Annotated in this window: 12 protein-coding genes; 5 read left to right on the top strand and 7 right to left on the bottom strand. The window is 65.9% G+C overall.

The annotated features are described in order from the left end of the window. Positions 1 to 44 precede the first annotated feature (44 nt). From KUV74_RS03790 to KUV74_RS03775, 4 genes are all read right to left on the bottom strand, one after another. Positions 45 to 3,194 (bottom strand): NfrA family protein, encoded by a 3,150-nt coding sequence (locus KUV74_RS03790; protein WP_222515660.1) that lies wholly within the window; start codon positions 3,192 to 3,194, stop codon positions 45 to 47. Continuing rightward, entirely contained in the window at positions 3,191 to 5,383 is a 2,193-nt protein-coding gene (locus KUV74_RS03785; protein ID WP_222515659.1) for a glycosyl transferase family protein, read from the bottom strand. The genes KUV74_RS03790 and KUV74_RS03785 overlap by 4 nt, the downstream gene beginning before the upstream one ends. After that, a complete protein-coding gene (gene wecB, locus KUV74_RS03780; protein ID WP_261395058.1) occupies positions 5,376 to 6,521 on the bottom strand; it encodes a non-hydrolyzing UDP-N-acetylglucosamine 2-epimerase in 1,146 nt (381 codons plus the stop codon). The genes KUV74_RS03785 and wecB overlap by 8 nt, the downstream gene beginning before the upstream one ends. 335 nt (positions 6,522 to 6,856) lie before the next feature. Beyond that, positions 6,857 to 7,231 carry a hypothetical protein gene (locus KUV74_RS03775; protein WP_261395057.1) on the bottom strand — a complete coding sequence of 125 codons (375 nt, stop codon included), beginning with the start codon at positions 7,229 to 7,231 and terminating at the stop codon, positions 6,857 to 6,859. A 95-nt stretch (positions 7,232 to 7,326) separates the two neighbouring features. Here KUV74_RS03775 and KUV74_RS03770 point away from each other — a divergent pair, with 95 nt between their 5' ends. Continuing rightward, positions 7,327 to 8,256 (top strand): DUF808 domain-containing protein, encoded by a 930-nt coding sequence (locus tag KUV74_RS03770; protein ID WP_108131280.1) that lies wholly within the window; start codon positions 7,327 to 7,329, stop codon positions 8,254 to 8,256. A 343-nt stretch (positions 8,257 to 8,599) separates the two neighbouring features. Here KUV74_RS03770 and KUV74_RS03765 read toward each other — a convergent pair whose 3' ends face one another. Together KUV74_RS03765 and KUV74_RS03760 are read right to left on the bottom strand one after the other, a co-directional pair. Next, complete coding sequence (locus KUV74_RS03765) at positions 8,600 to 9,973, bottom strand: PepSY-associated TM helix domain-containing protein (RefSeq protein WP_222515657.1); 1,374 nt, start codon at positions 9,971 to 9,973, stop codon at positions 8,600 to 8,602. Between the two features lie 73 nt (positions 9,974 to 10,046). After that, on the bottom strand, positions 10,047 to 10,637 hold the full coding sequence (locus tag KUV74_RS03760) for a DUF2946 family protein (protein WP_222515656.1): 591 nt from the start codon (positions 10,635 to 10,637) through the stop codon (positions 10,047 to 10,049). Positions 10,638 to 10,790: 153 nt separating this feature from the next. Here KUV74_RS03760 and zapE point away from each other — a divergent pair, with 153 nt between their 5' ends. The 3 genes from zapE to KUV74_RS03745 all read left to right on the top strand — a co-directional run bounded on the left by zapE (position 10,791) and on the right by KUV74_RS03745 (position 13,121). Further along, complete coding sequence (gene zapE / locus KUV74_RS03755) at positions 10,791 to 12,125, top strand: cell division protein ZapE (RefSeq protein ID WP_222515655.1); 1,335 nt, start codon at positions 10,791 to 10,793, stop codon at positions 12,123 to 12,125. 128 nt (positions 12,126 to 12,253) lie between these two features. Further along, a complete protein-coding gene (locus KUV74_RS03750) occupies positions 12,254 to 12,730 on the top strand; it encodes a GNAT family N-acetyltransferase (RefSeq protein WP_222515654.1) in 477 nt (158 codons plus the stop codon). Positions 12,731 to 12,917: 187 nt separating this feature from the next. Continuing rightward, entirely contained in the window at positions 12,918 to 13,121 is a 204-nt protein-coding gene (locus KUV74_RS03745) for a CsbD family protein (RefSeq protein ID WP_045990910.1), read from the top strand. A gap of 106 nt (positions 13,122 to 13,227) precedes the next feature. On the opposite strand, the gene KUV74_RS03740 is transcribed toward KUV74_RS03745, so the two are convergent. Next, a complete protein-coding gene (locus tag KUV74_RS03740) occupies positions 13,228 to 14,259 on the bottom strand; it encodes a LacI family DNA-binding transcriptional regulator (RefSeq protein ID WP_045990911.1) in 1,032 nt (343 codons plus the stop codon). A gap of 502 nt (positions 14,260 to 14,761) precedes the next feature. On the opposite strand from KUV74_RS03740, the gene ltnD reads away from it, so the two are divergent. Continuing rightward, positions 14,762 to 15,703: an L-threonate dehydrogenase gene (gene ltnD, locus KUV74_RS03735; protein WP_045990913.1), complete on the top strand. Its 942-nt coding sequence runs from the start codon at positions 14,762 to 14,764 to the stop codon at positions 15,701 to 15,703. Positions 15,704 to 15,758 lie beyond the last annotated feature (55 nt).

The following is a 15,758-nucleotide window of genomic DNA, read 5'->3' as shown; positions in this document are numbered from 1 at the left end:
CGCGGTGCCTTTGAGGTGTCCGGCCACAAGAATGCTTGAGTTCATCACAGGCTCAGCTCCAGATGGATCATCCAGCCGTCGCGTTCCTGGTAGAGGTTGCCCCCCAGGGATTGCTGGTACTCGGTGGAGACGCTCAGCTTGCGGCGAAAGGCGTTGTAGTGATCCTCGTCGTACCACAGCTCCCAGCGCAGTCCGGCGGCGAGGCGTACATCCTCGTCCCAGCCGGTGGTGTCGTGGCTGGTGGCCTGGAGACTGGCGTAGGGCATTAGCGTCTGGGCCGAGCCGGTCGGCAGCTTGAAGGTGCGGCCCTGGCGGTAGCGACCGAACAGCTGGACATCGCCACGTTGGGTCCACCAGGCGGCGTCGAGATAGAGCGAGCGCTCATTCCACTGCTCCTGGCTTACGCGCCATTCGCTGCTGTAATCGCCCTGATCCAGAAAGGAGCCGGTGGCCCTCAGCAGCAGATTGTAGTCGGTGTGCTCGTCATCGTTTTTCTGGGACTCGGCGAACATCTCGGCGTACAGGTTCAGGTTGTGACGGGCCAACGGCTTGGCCCGCAGTCCCAGGCCCAGGGAGCGTCCTCGCCCGTAGTCGTCACGATCATCGCCGCCGATGATGGCCCTCATGTAGCCGGCCAGCTCCCGTCCCTGGTGGATCGGATCGTGGCCAAGCGCGTGGTCCCATTGAACCACCTGGGTGTTGATATCGTGGCCGCTATCGTCGTCGTTATCGTGGTTCGATGGGTCACTGCGTATCCCCGGCGTCGGGCTGGTTGGCGACCAGCTGCTGGTCAGCGTGATCCGGTCGCGCCGCGTCAGCGTCTCGTGGGTCCTTCGCAGCCGGTAGCGGCGCTCGGCCATGGCCTCGAGGCTGTCCTCGCCCACCGCCAGGTCGAAGGGCTGCAGGTCGATGGCGTCCTCGATGCGCGTCATGGAGCGGGCGTTGTCGCCAATGGTGCTGTAGAGGTTCCCCAGGGTGGCGGCGCTGACGTAGTCCTCTGGATAGGCCGGACGGGCGCGCTCCAGCAGCGCAATGGCCTCTGACCGAGCACCTGCTTCCTCCGTTGCAGCGAGCGTCAGTCCCAGCTCCCGGGCAAGTCTTGGCGAGCCCGGCGAGGCCGCCTGGGCCTGGGTCAGCCAGCGGCGTGCGAGGGTCGGGTCTCCGGCCTGGCGGGCCACTTGGCTCGCGCCTTCCAGGACGGCGGCGTCGGTCTTGGGCTTTCCGCCGGCGGCTGTTACTGCGCCTCTGGCCAGTGCCATGGCGCCGGCGGCGTCGTGGCGGGCCAAGGCGATGCGCGCGCCGAGCAGCCTCGCCTCAGGGCTGTCGCTATCCTCGGGCCACCAGCGCCAGGCGCCCTCGGCGTCGCCACTTGCCAGGGCACTGCGCGCGCCGGCCAGGCGGTCTGTCTGGTCGAGTTCGCCGTCGCTGGCGCCGTCGCGTTCGAACGCTCGCCACTGACGCCAGGCGGCGTCGGGGTCGCCGGCGGCAAACAGCGCGAAGGCCAGTCGCTTGCGGGCCTGGATCTCTGGCTGCGTCATTGCAGCCGTCACCGCGCCAGCGTCTGGCTGGCGCGGGCTGAGCTGTGTCAGCGCCCTCTGGAAATAGGCGGCGGCCTGGGCGGGCCTGTCTTGCGAGCAGATCCCGAGGGCCGCCCAGGGTGGCGTGCTGGCGTCGGCCACGCTGCGAACGACGGTGCAACGATCGTGGCGGGCAAGCTGCTCGAGCAGGTTGTTGCGCTCGGTATCGGCCAGTCGGGGCTGGCGTACCAGCGCTTCCAGCGTTGAATCGGTGACGCCGGCATTGTCGTCGGCGTAAAGCTGGGCCAGTCGCGCCAGTGAGGTCGCCGATAGCCGCTTGGGGGCAAGCTTGAAGGCTTGCTCCAGCAGTCGCCGGGCCGCCTGGGGCCGCTGTGATGCCAGATACAGATAGCTTGCCTGCTCAAGCGAGCCGGAATCGCCGGTCAGATGATAGTGCTGCTGCCATAGCTCGGCGGCCTCGGGGCGTCCCAGCCGCTGGGTCAACTCGGCGCGCTCGCGCAGGATCGCCGGCGTCTGTGGCTGACGTGTCAGCAGGCGCAGCGCCTTGTCATCCAGCCCGTCGGCGCGATAGCGATCCAGCAGCACCCGATCGCGTCGCTGGTGCCAGGCCTCCGGCAGTTCCGTGGTTTCCAGCAGGTCGAGGGCATCGAGACGATCGGCGAGTATCAGCCAGCTTTGCGGATCTTCCTTTGCGTCGCACTCGGTGAAGGTGCTCAAGGCCTCGGGGTCGCCATGATCGCTGAGCCAGCTCACCAGCGTCAGGCAATCCATGTCCTGGCGGCTGGCCATCTGGCGGACCCTGTCGGTGTCGCCCACTGCCAGCGAGGTCTGCAGCAGCTTGCGGGTGTCGCTGGCGTCCAGCTGATCCGACTGCTCCAGGGTGGCCAGCCAGCGCTGGGCGATCCCGGAGTAGCCCAGGGCGATGGCGCGATCGGCGCCTGCGCGCAGCACGAAATGGCGGACGTCGCCCTCGGGAAGCCTGGCGATCAAGGCATTGATGCCGCGTGCATCATCGGTCTGAATCATGGCGATCGACAGGCGTCGCCAGTCGTCGTCGTTCAGCGCATCTTCCATGGCGTGGGGCACCAGCGCATCGATCACGCCGTTCCAGTCCTGGATCTGCTCGGCCAGGGCGGCACGGTAGCGGTCCCGTGCCAGGGCGTCCTGCCGGGCGGGCACCGTAGCAAGCCATTCCAGCGCTGCCCGGGCGCCGCGGGTTGCGCGCAGATAGTCGGCCTGGGCGCTCCACAGGGCCTCCCGGGCGCTGCCCGACGTTTCGCTGAGCCATAGCGTCAACTCGCCCTCGCTGGCGTGGCCGTCGGCGATCCAGGCCTGGCGCAGGGCATTGATCTGGACCGCCGCCACGTTGGCGTCCAGCGCCCCCAGCGCCGCCATGGCACCATCCAGATTGCCCTGCTTCGCCAGTGCCTGGGCCAGCAGGCGATAGGCCTCGACGTTCTCGGGTACCTGGCTGATCAGGTGCTCCATCAGCTGCTGGACTTGCGCCCAGTCGCGCTGTTCTGCTGCCCGGTAGGCCTTGTCGAGATAGGGGTAGCTGTGAAACTCCTCGAACTGGCTCAGCCCCCAGGCCGGTGGCTGAGCCAGCAGCGGAGCCAGCGACACGGCGATCAGCAGCGACATCGCCTTGGCCTTCATACCGCCACATCCTCGAGACTGCGGGCCGCCTGTCGGCGGTGGTCCGCCTGGAGCGCGAGCGCTCGCTCAAGGTCGTTCGATTCGATCATCCCGCGCGCGACAAGGAAGTCGCCCAGACGACCCTGTTCAGGGTCGAAGTCGATCATCGCCTGGCCGAACAGGGCGGGTGTGATAAGCCCTTGCTCCAGCAACAGTTCTCCGAGCAGGTACTGGTGAGCGCAGTAACCATCGAGGCGTGCGGCGTCGGCGTCTGCATCCAGCTCAAGCAGCCGGTCCCGGTCGACGTCGCCAAGCTCTCCCAGGTACCAGTGGCGCAGGCCAAGGGTGACGCGTCCGAGCGGGACCAGACGCTGCTCGACAGGACGCTTGATGCGCCGGCCAATGGCGCCGATGGCGACCGGACTCAAGGCGGTCTCGGTGGCGATGATCAGGCTGTCGCCGCTCTCGCCGATGGGCAGCGTGGCGTAGCGCAGGGCGACATGCCGGGGCAGGGCGTCGATCAGCGCGGGCGACAGCACCAGCGGATGGATCTCGACGCTGGCGATGCCCCGCCGTCTGGCTTCAAGCCTGGCCAGCGTCGCACCGGACACCAGGTCTCGTGCAATCAGCTCCCTGGGTAGCCGACGTGCTCCGACTTCAACACCTATGCGCTCGATATCGCTCGCGGTGACAACGCCATCCTCGATCAACAGGGCTTCGAGCGAGACTTGCACGGTGTCGTCGAGCTGGGGGACGTCGTGGGTGGTCTTGTCCCAGGCGAAGGTGCGGTGGCGCGCCCGGGTGAAGAACAGCTTCCAGGCCCGCACGTTGGCCAGAAAGTTGACCAGATTGCTCCACAGCATGCGTGGAAAGGACAGCAGGCCCTGACGCCAGCCGTAGTAGATCTTGACGAAGTAGAAGCGCTGGAAGGCCCTGTTGACCAGCAACAGGCCATTGATGGTGAGCAGGGTCTCCAGCAACCAGCCACCGAGGATCGACTGGAAGTGCCAGGCCTGTGGCGACAGCACGGCGTAAAGCCAAAGCCCTGCCAAGATCAGCATCAGCAGGGTGGCGACCAGCGCCAGGGGGTAGGCCACCAGGCCACGACGGTCGCGCCACAGAAAGTAGTTGAGACGCCAGTTGGTGCGGCTCCAGCCCAGATGCTGATAACCCTGGAAGACGATACCGGTAATCCAGCGTGACTTCTGCCGGACTACCGCGCCCAGCGCCGTGGGGAAATGCTCGCGCACACAGATCACCTTGCTGTCACGAATCGACAGGCCGTGGGCGTGTTCGCGCCGAGGCGACAGCTCGTCGCGCTCGACGCTGTAGCGCACGAAGACACAGGAAAGCCCGCTTTCGTGCAGGCGAAAGCCGATATCGTAGTCTTCGGTCAAACTCCAGATGTCGAAGGTGATGCCGTCATTGAGCTCTCTCAAGTGGGCCAGCGCACGACGACTGAAGCAGGTGCCGACCCCGGCGCTGGGCACCTGGCCGCACATGGCCTCGCGAATCAGCACGTCCTTGCCGTGGTACTCGGAGAACTCGTCGATGTAGTGGCCGCCGGAGAGCTGATACCAGCGTGGACGGAAGGGGTAGACCGGGACCTGGATCAGGTCCTTGTCCGGCAGCAGATAGTTGTAGAGCCTAAGCTCCATCGGCGAAATGACGTCTTCGGCGTCATGCAGGATGCAGCCGGCAAACTCGATCCCGGCGGCCTTCTCGAAGCGCGCGATGGCCTCGATGATGTTGTTCAGGCAGTCGGCCTTGCTGGTCGGGCCGGGGCGTACCGTGACCACCTTGTGCACGTTGCTGAAGCTCTGGCAGACCGCATCTACCTCGGCCTGGGTCTCGGGGTCGTTAGGGTAGGTGCCGACGAAGATCTGATAGTTCTCGTAGTCCATGGTGCTGGCCATCAGCTGGGCCATCTGGCCGACCACGCCGACTTCCTGCCAGGCCGGCACCATGACCGCCAACGGTTTCTCCCGGGCCTGATACAGGCGCTCCTCGTTGGCCCTGGGGTTATCGCGATAGATCGACCAGTAGCGCCAGCCACGCCGGGTCCAGTAGATCAGATCGAGAAACAGATCATCGATGCCCATGGCCAGCATCAGCAGGCACAGCGTTATGGCGACGTACTTCAGGGCGTACAGCACATGGATGGTGGCGTCGACCAGCCACAGTGACAGCTCGGGAGATAACTCAGGCATCGCCGGCCTCGAGTGTCTCGACGGCGCGGACAAGCCAATCGTTGAGGTCTGCGATGATCTGCCTGGCGGCGTCGCCGCTACCGTAGGGATTGGGGATCGCGGCCATGCGCCGGCGCGCCTTTTCATCGTCGAGCAGGCGCGCCGAGGCGGCCACGATGGCATCGCTGTCACTGCCGGTGAGGATGACGGTACCGGCGCTCAGGGCATCGCTGCGCTCGGTGTGCTCGCGCATCACCAGCACCGGCACACCGAGGGCGGGAGCCTCCTCCTGGATGCCGCCGGAATCGGTGAGGATCAGACAGGCGCGGCCCATCAGCCAGACGAAGTCACGGTAGTCCTGGGGGGGCACCAGCAGCACGTTGGGGATGCCCGCCAGGGCGTGTTCGACGACGTCCTTGATCGCCGGGTTGAGATGGACCGGGTAGACCAGGTCGACATCCGGGTAGCGAGCGGCGAGGGCGGCGATGGCGGTGCAGATGGTACGGATGCCATCGCCGTGGTTTTCCCTGCGGTGGCCGGTGATCAGCACCAGCCTGGCGTCGTCGCGCAGCGCGGCAAGCGGTGAGGGGGCTGCCGGGCGATAGCCTTGGCGGTCGAGGCGGCTTTTCATCCAGGCCAGGGCATCGATGACGGTATTGCCGGTCACCAGGATGGAGTCCGGCGCTACCTGCTCACGCAGCAGATTGTGACGCGCCGACGCGGTGGGGGCGTAGTGGCGCTGGGCGATACGCGCCACCATGCTGCGGTACGCCTCCTCCGGCCAGGGCGACGCGATATTACCGGTGCGCAGCCCGGCTTCCACGTGAGCCACCGGGACCCGCCGGTGGAAGGCCGCGAGGCTCGCGGCAAAGCAGGTAGCGGTATCACCATGGACCATCACCAGGTCGGGGGCCACCCGTGACATGTCCTGGTCGAGTGCCTGGATCATGGCCTGCATCAGACCGTTGAGGGTCTGAGCTGGTCTCATCACCGCCAGATTGCTGTCCGGCGTGAGGTCGAACAGCGACAGTGCCTGGAACAGCATCTCGTCGTGCTGGCCGCTGGCACACAGATGCAGTGACAGTGCCGGGCATGCCTGTATGGCCTGGGCGACCGGGGCCATCTTGATCGCCTCGGGACGGGTTCCAACAACGAGCATGACGACAGGCATGAGACGTCCCATGGGAGCGGAGTAAAGTATTCTTTGATTATCTCAGCATACTTCGGTGCGAACTGGGCGCTATCGCGGTGATCTAGGTCAACAAAAGGATATTTTTTGCCGAAAGCGGCGAGAGGGCGACACCTCGTAAGGGAGAGGCGGAGCGACTCTTGGGAGAGAGGGTAGCGGCGAGCCTGGAGAGAGGGTGGCGGCGAGCCTGGAGAGAGGGTGGCGGCGAGCCTGGAGAGAGGGTGGCGGCGAGCGTGGAGAGAGGGTAGCGGCGAGCCTGGAGAGAGAGCGGCGGCGGGAATCGAATCCCGGTACGACCCAGCCATTCAGCCGGTTTTGCAATGCACAAGGAAGTCGAGCACCTTGTGCTCGCTCATTTCGCAGGGCTTCAGTTGCCACCCACGAGCGGTCAGGTAGCCGTTGAGACTGACCACATCGTTGCCGCCCAACTCCCGGGCGAACACCTTGAGCGAGCGCCCTCGATTGAAGGTGCGTCGGGTCATGGCGTAGCGGCGTCCCCGGTAGTGCACCTCGCTGTAGCCCTCGGGCACAGCTTCGAGCAAGAGCGCCAGGTCGTCGGGCGTCAGCTTGTCGGCTGTCAGATCGTCAGCAGCGGGATCTGAAGCCGGCTGCGGCCTGGCATCGGGCAAGTCTGGATGGGCCTTTGATGCTGCCGGCTTTCCAGTGGATGCTTGCGACATGGCATAGACCTCCGGGGCAATTGCTGCGGCGGCGAAGGGGCCGAGCGGTTATGCTGAGTCTACCCAAGTTTTCCCAGGCCAAGGAGGGATGCCCTGTGGCTGGAAGTAGCCTGTTAACTCTGATCGACGACATCGCCACCCTGCTCGACGATGTCTCGGTGATGACCAAGGTGGCGGCCAAGAAGACCGCCGGTGTTCTCGGCGACGATCTGGCGCTCAATGCCCAGCAGGTCACCGGCGTGGCGGCGGATCGCGAGCTGCCGGTGGTGTGGGCGGTGGCCAAGGGGTCGCTGTTCAACAAGTGTTTCCTGATTCCCGGCGCGCTGTTGATCAGCGCCTTCGTGCCCTGGCTGGTGACGGTACTGCTGATGCTTGGCGGGGCCTTTCTGTGCTTCGAGGGCGCGGAAAAGCTGGCCCACAAGTTCCTGCACAAGGAAGACGCCGAGCAGGAGCGCCAGGCGCGACTGGCGGCGCTGGCCGACGGCGAAACCGACATGAAGGCCTTTGAACGCGACAAGATCAAGGGCGCCATCCGCACCGACTTCATTCTCTCGGCGGAGATCATTGTCATCGCGCTGGGCACCGTCAGCGCCGCCCCCCTGAGCCAGCAGATCGCGGTGCTGGTAGCCATCGGCCTGCTGATCACCGTGGGTGTCTACGGCCTGGTGGCGGGGCTGGTCAAGCTCGACGACCTGGGGCTCTACCTGACGCAGAAGGACGGCGGCCTGGCACAGGCCCTGGGCCGAGGACTGCTCAAGGGCGCACCGCTGTTGATGAAGGGGCTGTCGATCTTCGGCACCCTGGCGATGTTCCTGGTCGGCGGTGGCATTCTTGCCCACGGCATCCCGGTGGTCGGGCACTGGATCGAGGGGCTGGCCGAGACCGAGGTAGCCCTTCCCGGCCTCGACGCCATCATGCACGGGCTGGTGCCAATGCTGGGGAACGGCCTGTTCGGCCTGGCCGTGGGTGCTGCCCTGGTGGCCGTCTGGACCGGCGTCCAGCGGCTTCGGGGCAAGGGCCACTGAATGCCAATGCTGGTCGATCATGCTTCGTTCGTCCTGGCCGTGGGTGCTGCCCTGGTCGCCATCTGGACCGGCGTCCAGCGGCTTCGGGGCAAGGGCCACTGAATGCCAATGCTGATCGATCATGCTTCGTTCGGCCTGGCCGTGGGTGCTGGCCTGGTCGCCATCTGGACCGGCGTCCAGCGGCTTCGGGGCAAGGGCCACTGATCGTGGATAGGTAGACAGGGGCGGAGCGTGCTCCTGGCATCAAGCAAGAAGGGCGACCCGTGGGTCGCCCTTCTTGTGTGGTGGATGGCCTTTTCCTGGCTTTGCCGATGGCCCTTTCCTGTCTTTACTGATGTGGGGCCTAGCCGGTAGCGCGTCGGCGGGCCGCGACCAAGGTACGCAGGGCGTCCACCGTCAGGAATATCACCAGGCTTACCCCCATTACCGGCATCGCCAGTCCCAGCAGCAGCGCCACCAGCGAAATGAGCGCCAGCACCGACAGCGGCAATTCCAGCAGGGCCTGCCACAGCGTCTGGCTGTCGCGGGTCAGGGCACGGCGGCGCCACCACATGGCGTAGCCCCAGCCGACCATGGTCATGATGCCGATACCCAGGGAGGCCAGCAGCAGTTGGTTGGGCAGGCCGAAGAGGATGCCCATATGGCCGTCGATGCCCCAGCGGGTGAGCTTGGCCGCAGGCGGGTAGTCGTTGAAGCTCACCTGATCCAGCACCTGGAAGCTTTGCGGATGGATCGCCACCTCGTCCACCTGGGACGGCCAGCTACGGTCGATCTCGCGCACCTTCCAGGCCTGATTGTCGCCGGGCACCAGCAGCTCGATCTTGCCGGCGTCGAGGCCTGCCTCACGGGCCTGGCGTTCGACCGCGTCGAAGGCCTCAAGCGACCCCGATACGGTCGGGTGAGCGCCGGGCATGGCGTGGTCGGCGTGTGCGTCGTAGGCGACGTCGTGGGCCTGAAGCGACTGGGACACCCGAGGCGTCCCCCAGCCTGCGGCCTTGAGCATGGTGAAGAAGTTGTCGCCGGCGTACTTCGACCAGGTCATGCCGGTGGCCGACAGGGCCAGCAGGCCGACCAACAGGAACAGCCCCAGCAGACTGTGGCGTCGGCGGGTGCGCAAGCGACGGGCGGTGCGGGTCTGCTTGTCGGGCTGCACTCGGGGCGAGGGGGTGACCGCCCAGATGGTCAGCCCGCCCAAGGCGGCGAGCCACATCCAGGAAGCGGCCAACTCGCTGTAGAGGCGGCCGGGATCGCCCTGCATCAGGCTGCGGTGGATCTGGTCGATGATCCGGCGTAGCGGCAGTACCCCACTGGTACCGTAGACAGTCATGTCGCCACGGATTTCGAGGCTTTGCGGGTCGACAAAGATGGCCCGGTGTTCGCCGGCATCAAGGCTTGGGTCTGCGAACATCACCCGGGTGGTGGCGCCGGGTTCGGGGGCCGGGCGCACGGCGCTGGGCAGGGCGGAATCATCGAGATAGTCCTGGGCCGCTGCAATCTGGCGTGACAATGGCCGGGCCAAGGTCGCGGAAGCGCTGTCCGAACCGGTGGTCAGCGCGTCCCGGTACAGTGCCTGCTCCAGTGCCGGGGTCAGCGCATAGAGCGTGCCGGTGAGGGCGGCGAAGAAGATGAAGGGGCCGACCAGCAGGCCGATATAGAAGTGCAGTCGTATCACCAGCGTCTTCAGCGCCGGCGCAACGGGTTTCGCGTGCGTCGTCATGGTCATTCTCTTGAAGGCGGAGTTGCCGACGGCGATGCCGTTCGGTGGCTCTGGAGGCGGTGGCCTCGATGGATCACGACAATGACGCGGGAGGGGCGCGGGGAGTCGGACGCTGGAAGCGCCCGCTGACAACGGGGGGAATGCCTGCAGCACAACGTGCCGGCGGGGCCCGCGGCGCCAGGCTAACCAATACCAGCAACAGCAGGGCCAGCCACGGCACCTGGGCAAACAGTACGCAGTAGCCACAGGCGGCCAGGTGATGATGCCCGGCGTCACCGACCGCCCCCTCGGCGGCAGGCTCGGACGTGCCGTGCCCCTCGACCTTGCCGACCGCCCCCTCGGCGGCAGGCTTAAACGTGCCGTGCCCCTCGACCTTGCCGACCGCCCCCTCGGCGGAAGGCTCGAACGTGCCGTGCCCCTCTACTTCCGCGGCGCTCGGCGTGGGATCATGCTGGGCATGGCCTTGTCCGGTGCCTTGAGCCAGGCCTTGGTGGTGACCATGTCCATGGTGGTGTTGTCGACCGGCCTCGTCCTCCATCGCCAGGCGCTGGACCTGGCTGATCAGTGGGCCCACGAAGAGCATCAGCATGGCCAGCACCGCCAGCAGGCAGACCCGGCGCTGACGGCGGGGTCGGGAGCTCAAGAGACGAGCGGCTGAGGGCATGAAAGAGGCAACCTTAGCGATCGGGAATATGCAGACGGGCCACTATAGTGCAGCGCCTGGCGTTTGCCCACGGTGGAGGCATGCTCTTCCGAGGGACCTGTGCCGGCGGCAATGGGGGCACACGGGTCGATACCACCAGCCAGGGATCTATCGATGAGTGACGGCTACAAAGAGGGCGAAGGGACCGGTGACAGGATCGGCGGCGGGATCGATGAAGCAAGCGGTGAAGGCCTGCAACCGCATCCTGGGCCGGACCGAGAGGCGCCATCGCTTGGCAGTCAACGGCTGGATCGGCCGCTCCATGGGCCGTTGAACCAGTCTCGATGTCAGCCGTTGTCGCTGCGCTATCAGGCGCTGCTGGAGGAGGGACATCTGGTTGCCGATGCCGCCCAGGCCCGGGCGGTCGAGGCGCTGGACGCCTTGCAGCAGGAGCTCGCTGGCGGCGTGACGAGCCGGGGCCTGTACCTCTGGGGGCCGGTGGGGCGTGGCAAGACCTGGCTGATGGATCTGTTCGTCGAATGCAGTCCGGTGACGGTGCGTCGTTGGCACTTTCATCACTTCATGCGCTGGGTGCACCAGCGTCAGTATTACTGGCGCGGACAGCCCGACCCGCTGGCAAGGCTCGCCGAGGAGCTTTCCGCCGAGGTCGGGGTGCTGTGTCTCGATGAGGTATTCGTCGAGGACATCGCCGACGCCATGCTGCTGGGCGGGCTGATGCAGCAGCTGTTCGCCAGACGCCTGACGCTGGTGGCCACCTCGAACCAGCCGCCGGCCGAGCTCTATCGCGATGGCTTCAATCGCGAGCGTTTCCTGCCGGCCATCGCCGCCATGCAGGCCCATCTTCAGGTGCTCGAACTGGATGGCGGTCAGGATCATCGCCGCCATCCCGGCGACGTTCACCAGCGCTATTTTGTGCGTAGGGCCGGCGACCCCGGCATCCTGTCCGAGCAGTTTGTTCGGCTGAGCGGCAAGGCGGCGACGTCCCGAACACTGGCGCTTGGTGGCCGCAAGCTGGAGGCCAGAGGCCTCGAAGGCCAGGTACTCTGGTGCGACTTCGCGGCCTTGTGCGAGGCGCCGCTGGCGGCGCTCGACTTTATCGCGCTATGTGATCGCTTCGATACGCTGTTGCTGGGGGAGGTGCCGTGCCTGGCTTCGAGGCCTGATGAGGATGACAGCGACGGCAGAGCCGCGCCGGATCGGCAACCGGGCGCCCCGCGTCCCATCGCTCGTGGCACAGAAGACGCCAGTGAGCGGGTGGCCGCCGGTGATCGCGTACTGCCGCCGCTGGGGGCCAGGGACGACAGCGTGCGTCGCTTTATTGCCCTGGTCGACGAATGCTACGACCGCCGGGTACCGCTGGTGATCGAGGCGTCGGTGGCGATGGAGGAGCTTTATCCCGATGGCTATCTGGCGTTTGCCTTCCGGCGCACTCTGAGCCGGCTTGGCGAAATGCAGCTGGCGCGCTTCGGGCAGCGCCGGTTGCCTTGATCCTTGCGGCGTCAGCCTGGGCGAGGCCGTGATCGGCAGGCGCCGTCGAAAAGTGTCGGCAAGGACAATAACGCTCACAAGTGAACGGCAATAGACGGAAGTGGACAGCAATGGACGAAAATCGACAGATGAACGGGATCACCATCGAGCGCTTGAGCGCCGCTTCGCAACAGCTTGACCAGGTCGCCGACTGGACCTTTGACGCCTGGGGGCACCTGCATCCGGAGGCCGACATCGCCGGCTGGCGCCAGGCGGTGGCTCAGATGTGCGGTCCGGCCGGGGTGCCCTCGGTGTTCGTGGCGATGAAGGAGGGACAGGCCCTGGGCACGGCGAGCCTGTCGCCGGATGACATGAGTATTCGCCGGGAACTGTCACCGTGGCTCGCCTCGGTCTACGTGCCGCCCGAACAACGCGGTCAGGGGCTCGCCTCCGCGCTGGTACGACGGGTGGAGCGGGAGGCCCGCGACCACGGCATCGAGTGGCTTCACCTCTACACGCCGGATCAGCAGTCACTGTATCGCCGGTTGGGATGGGAAGAACTCGAAGAGCTCGACTATCTGGGTGAGCGGGTCACCATCATGCGGCGGCGGCTGATTGATGGGTGAAGTGAAAAGGTCGGTCGGAGGATGGACTGTGCTCAAACAGTCTTTTACGGAAGTTATCTGATTGAATTGTTTATAAAAAACGAAGGTGTGTGGTGGGGTGGGCTAGCCGCTGGGTTTGCCGCAGGCTAGCCTTCGTCAGGAGTATGCCATCTACCTTTATGAGATCGACTGACCCGGAGATCATGCCATGGACAAGCACACCATCGAAGGCAAGTGGAAGGAACTGAGCGGTGCCGCCAAGGAAAAGTGGGGAGAACTCACCGACGACGAGATTCAGCAGGCCGAAGGCAACAAGGAAAAGCTGATCGGCATCATCCAGCAGAAGTTTGGCCTGGCCAGAGAAGAGGTGGAGAAGGAGTTCGACAAGCTCAAGGGTCGGCTCGATCAGTAGCGGCGAGTGCCGCGGGCTCTGTCGCCCGTGCGGGCAGGCAGCGTCTTGTACCAGCGGGGAGTCATCGTGACTCCCCGTTGTTCGTTGTGGGTCAGGTCTGGTGTCCTCAGGTGCTCTCACCTTCCAGCAGGGCGAAGCCGACGTCGATCTGGCGTTCGGGGTCACGGCCCTCCAGACGGTCGATGATCTGCGAGGCGGCGAGCCGGCCGATGGCCTCGCGGGGGGAGGAGATGGTGGTCAGACGCGGCATCAGCGAGCGGCCGAAGGGCAGCCCGGTAAACCCGGCGATGGCGATGTCGTTGGGCACTCGCAGGCCCTGGCGCTGTGCGCCCAGCAGGGCGCCGCTGGCCATCACATCGTCGACGAAGTGGATCGCCTCGACGCCCGGGTGGTGGCGACGGACCTCGTCCAGCGCCGTGGCGCCGAGGTCGAAGTGGCTGTCCTGGTGCCACTCCATCAGCGGGGCCGCAAGTCCGGCCTTCTCGAGCCTGGTGCGGTGGCCGGCGTAGCGCTGGGCGGCGCGATAGTTGGACTCGAGCCGGGTGCCGGCGAAGACGATATGACGGTAGCCCCGAGCGATCAGATGATCGGCCATGGCGGCGCCTGCCTTTTCGTGGTCCATGCCGACGTTCATGTCCAGCGCCGGGCCCAGTTCCATGATTTCCACCAGCGGTCGAGGAAAACGTTCCAGCAGCGCGCTTAGCCCCGGCTGGTGGCGCAGGCCGGTGGTCACCAGGGCGGTGGGGGACCAGCCGAGAAAGGTGCGGATCAGCTCTTCTTCGCGCTGCATGCTGTAGTCGGTGTTGCCCAGCAGCATCTGGTAGCCGTGCTGGTCGAACTGTGCCTGCAGCCCCTGGATGACCTCGACGAACACCACATTGGACAGCGACGGCACGATCACCGGGATGAAGCGCGAGCTGGCCGAGGCCAGGCTACCAGCCACCATGTTAGGCACGTAGCCAACCTTGGCGATCGCCGCTTCCACCTTGTTGCGGGTGGTCTCGCGTACGCTGTCCGGGCGGTGAATCGCCCGGGACACGGTGATCGAGGAAACTCCAGCCTCACGGGCGACGTCGTCAAGCGTCGGGTTGTCCAGGCCCTTGCGGCGGCGGCGATCACCGCCCTGGGTCTCGTTCATCGGACTCTCCTTGATCGATGGCATCAGAGGGACGCCTGCCTTCCATGGTATGCCGAATGGGGCGCGCTGGCTCGCTCGTTCCCAGGCTGTCCCTGCGTCGCAGGTCAGTGGGGACATGGCCCAGCGCCTCGGCCTCGAGCGGCTGATGCCGAGCGCTTCATGCAGGGCACCCTGGATCAAGCGCTGCACACCTCGGGGCACCCATGGTCCCGACACCGGGATCACGGCGGTAGTTAGACATTGGTCGATGCCTATCGCTTTCGTGCTTGTGCAACAAGGGACTCTGGACTAAAAATGTTAGCGCTAACATTTTACAGGGCAGCAGCGCTGATCTTCACCCATCATCGCCGACCGGATTCCCTATCGTCCTGTTATCGGTATTGGTCGCTGGCCTTCGGTGTGCCGGGGACAGATACCGCCTCCCTGCTCCTTCCGCAGATGAAGTCGAAGCAGGCCATACTCTTGTTTGTCGGCCCTGACGGCCTCGTTACCGGAGAGCAGCATGAGCGAATCATCCACGACATCCGCCGGATCCCCTGTCTGTGGCGTGGTGGGACTTGGCGCCATGGGCATGGGCATCGCCCGAAGCCTTCTGCGTGGCGGCCTTGAGGTGATCGGTTGCGACGTTTCCAGCGCCTCCCGTCAGGCCTTCGAGGAAGCCGGTGGCGAGGCGGTGGCGTCGGCCCGCGAGCTGGCGCCGCGCTGTGACGTGGTGCTGCTGGTGGTCGTCAACGCCGATCAGGTCGAGGCGGTGCTGTTTGGAGAAGATGGCCTGGCAGCGACGCTTGCGTCGGGCAGCCTGGTGATCCAGTGCGCCACCGTGGCTCCGAGTTTCGCCGAATCCCTGGGACGCCGACTGGCAGAGGCTGGGCTGATGATGCTCGACGCCCCGATCAGCGGCGGGGCGGCCAAGGCGGCCAGCGGAGAGCTGTCGGTGATGGCCTCCGGGAGTGCCGAGGCCTTCGCCCTGGCCGAGGCACCGCTTGGTGCCATGGCGGCCACGGTCCACCGGCTGGGCGACGCGCCGGGGCCTGGCTCCAGCGTCAAGCTGGTCAATCAGCACCTGGCCGGGGTGCATATCGCCGCCGCCGCCGAGGCCATGGCGCTGGGCCTGAAGATGGGCATCGACGGTCGCGCGCTGTACCGGGTGATTACCCAGTCGGCGGGCAATTCGTGGATGTTCGAGAACCGGGTGCCGCACATTCTGGACGGCGACTATCACCCGCTGTCGGCCGTGGACATCTTCGTCAAGGACCTCAACATCGTCCACGACACCGGCCGCGAACTGCGCCTGTCGATGCCAGTGGCGGCCAGCGCCCTGCAGCAGTTTACCGCCGCCAGCGGCATGGGGCTGGGACGCGAAGACGACGCCGCGGTGGTCAAGGTCTACGCCGCCACCGCAGGGATCGCACTGCCCGCGGCCAATGACGACGACGCCGGATAAGGCCGCGTCGCGGCTGTGTTCCTCCCCTTTATTCACCGTATTTGACGAGGACTGA

Source organism: Halomonas sp. DP1Y21-3, from assembly GCF_019801245.1.
Classification (GTDB): Bacteria; Pseudomonadota; Gammaproteobacteria; order Pseudomonadales; family Halomonadaceae; genus Halomonas; species Halomonas litopenaei.
This window is presented reverse-complemented; position numbering and strand designations above follow the sequence as displayed.

What these genes read in the sequence shown, in the direction of transcription:
- KUV74_RS03790 (WP_222515660.1), bottom strand. Translation starts at nt 3,194, where the DNA reads ATGAAGGCCAAGGCGATGTCGCTGCTGATCGCCGTGTCGCTGGCTCCG.
- KUV74_RS03785 (WP_222515659.1), bottom strand. Translation starts at nt 5,383, where the DNA reads ATGCCTGAGTTATCTCCCGAGCTGTCACTGTGGCTGGTCGACGCCACC.
- wecB (WP_261395058.1), bottom strand. Translation starts at nt 6,521, where the DNA reads ATGCTCGTTGTTGGAACCCGTCCCGAGGCGATCAAGATGGCCCCGGTC.
- KUV74_RS03775 (WP_261395057.1), bottom strand. Translation starts at nt 7,231, where the DNA reads ATGTCGCAAGCATCCACTGGAAAGCCGGCAGCATCAAAGGCCCATCCA.
- KUV74_RS03765 (WP_222515657.1), bottom strand. Translation starts at nt 9,973, where the DNA reads ATGACGACGCACGCGAAACCCGTTGCGCCGGCGCTGAAGACGCTGGTG.
- KUV74_RS03760 (WP_222515656.1), bottom strand. Translation starts at nt 10,637, where the DNA reads ATGCCCTCAGCCGCTCGTCTCTTGAGCTCCCGACCCCGCCGTCAGCGC.
- zapE (WP_222515655.1), top strand. Translation starts at nt 10,791, where the DNA reads ATGAGTGACGGCTACAAAGAGGGCGAAGGGACCGGTGACAGGATCGGC.
- KUV74_RS03750 (WP_222515654.1), top strand. Translation starts at nt 12,254, where the DNA reads ATGAACGGGATCACCATCGAGCGCTTGAGCGCCGCTTCGCAACAGCTT.
- KUV74_RS03745 (WP_045990910.1), top strand. Translation starts at nt 12,918, where the DNA reads ATGGACAAGCACACCATCGAAGGCAAGTGGAAGGAACTGAGCGGTGCC.
- KUV74_RS03740 (WP_045990911.1), bottom strand. Translation starts at nt 14,259, where the DNA reads ATGAACGAGACCCAGGGCGGTGATCGCCGCCGCCGCAAGGGCCTGGAC.
- ltnD (WP_045990913.1), top strand. Translation starts at nt 14,762, where the DNA reads ATGAGCGAATCATCCACGACATCCGCCGGATCCCCTGTCTGTGGCGTG.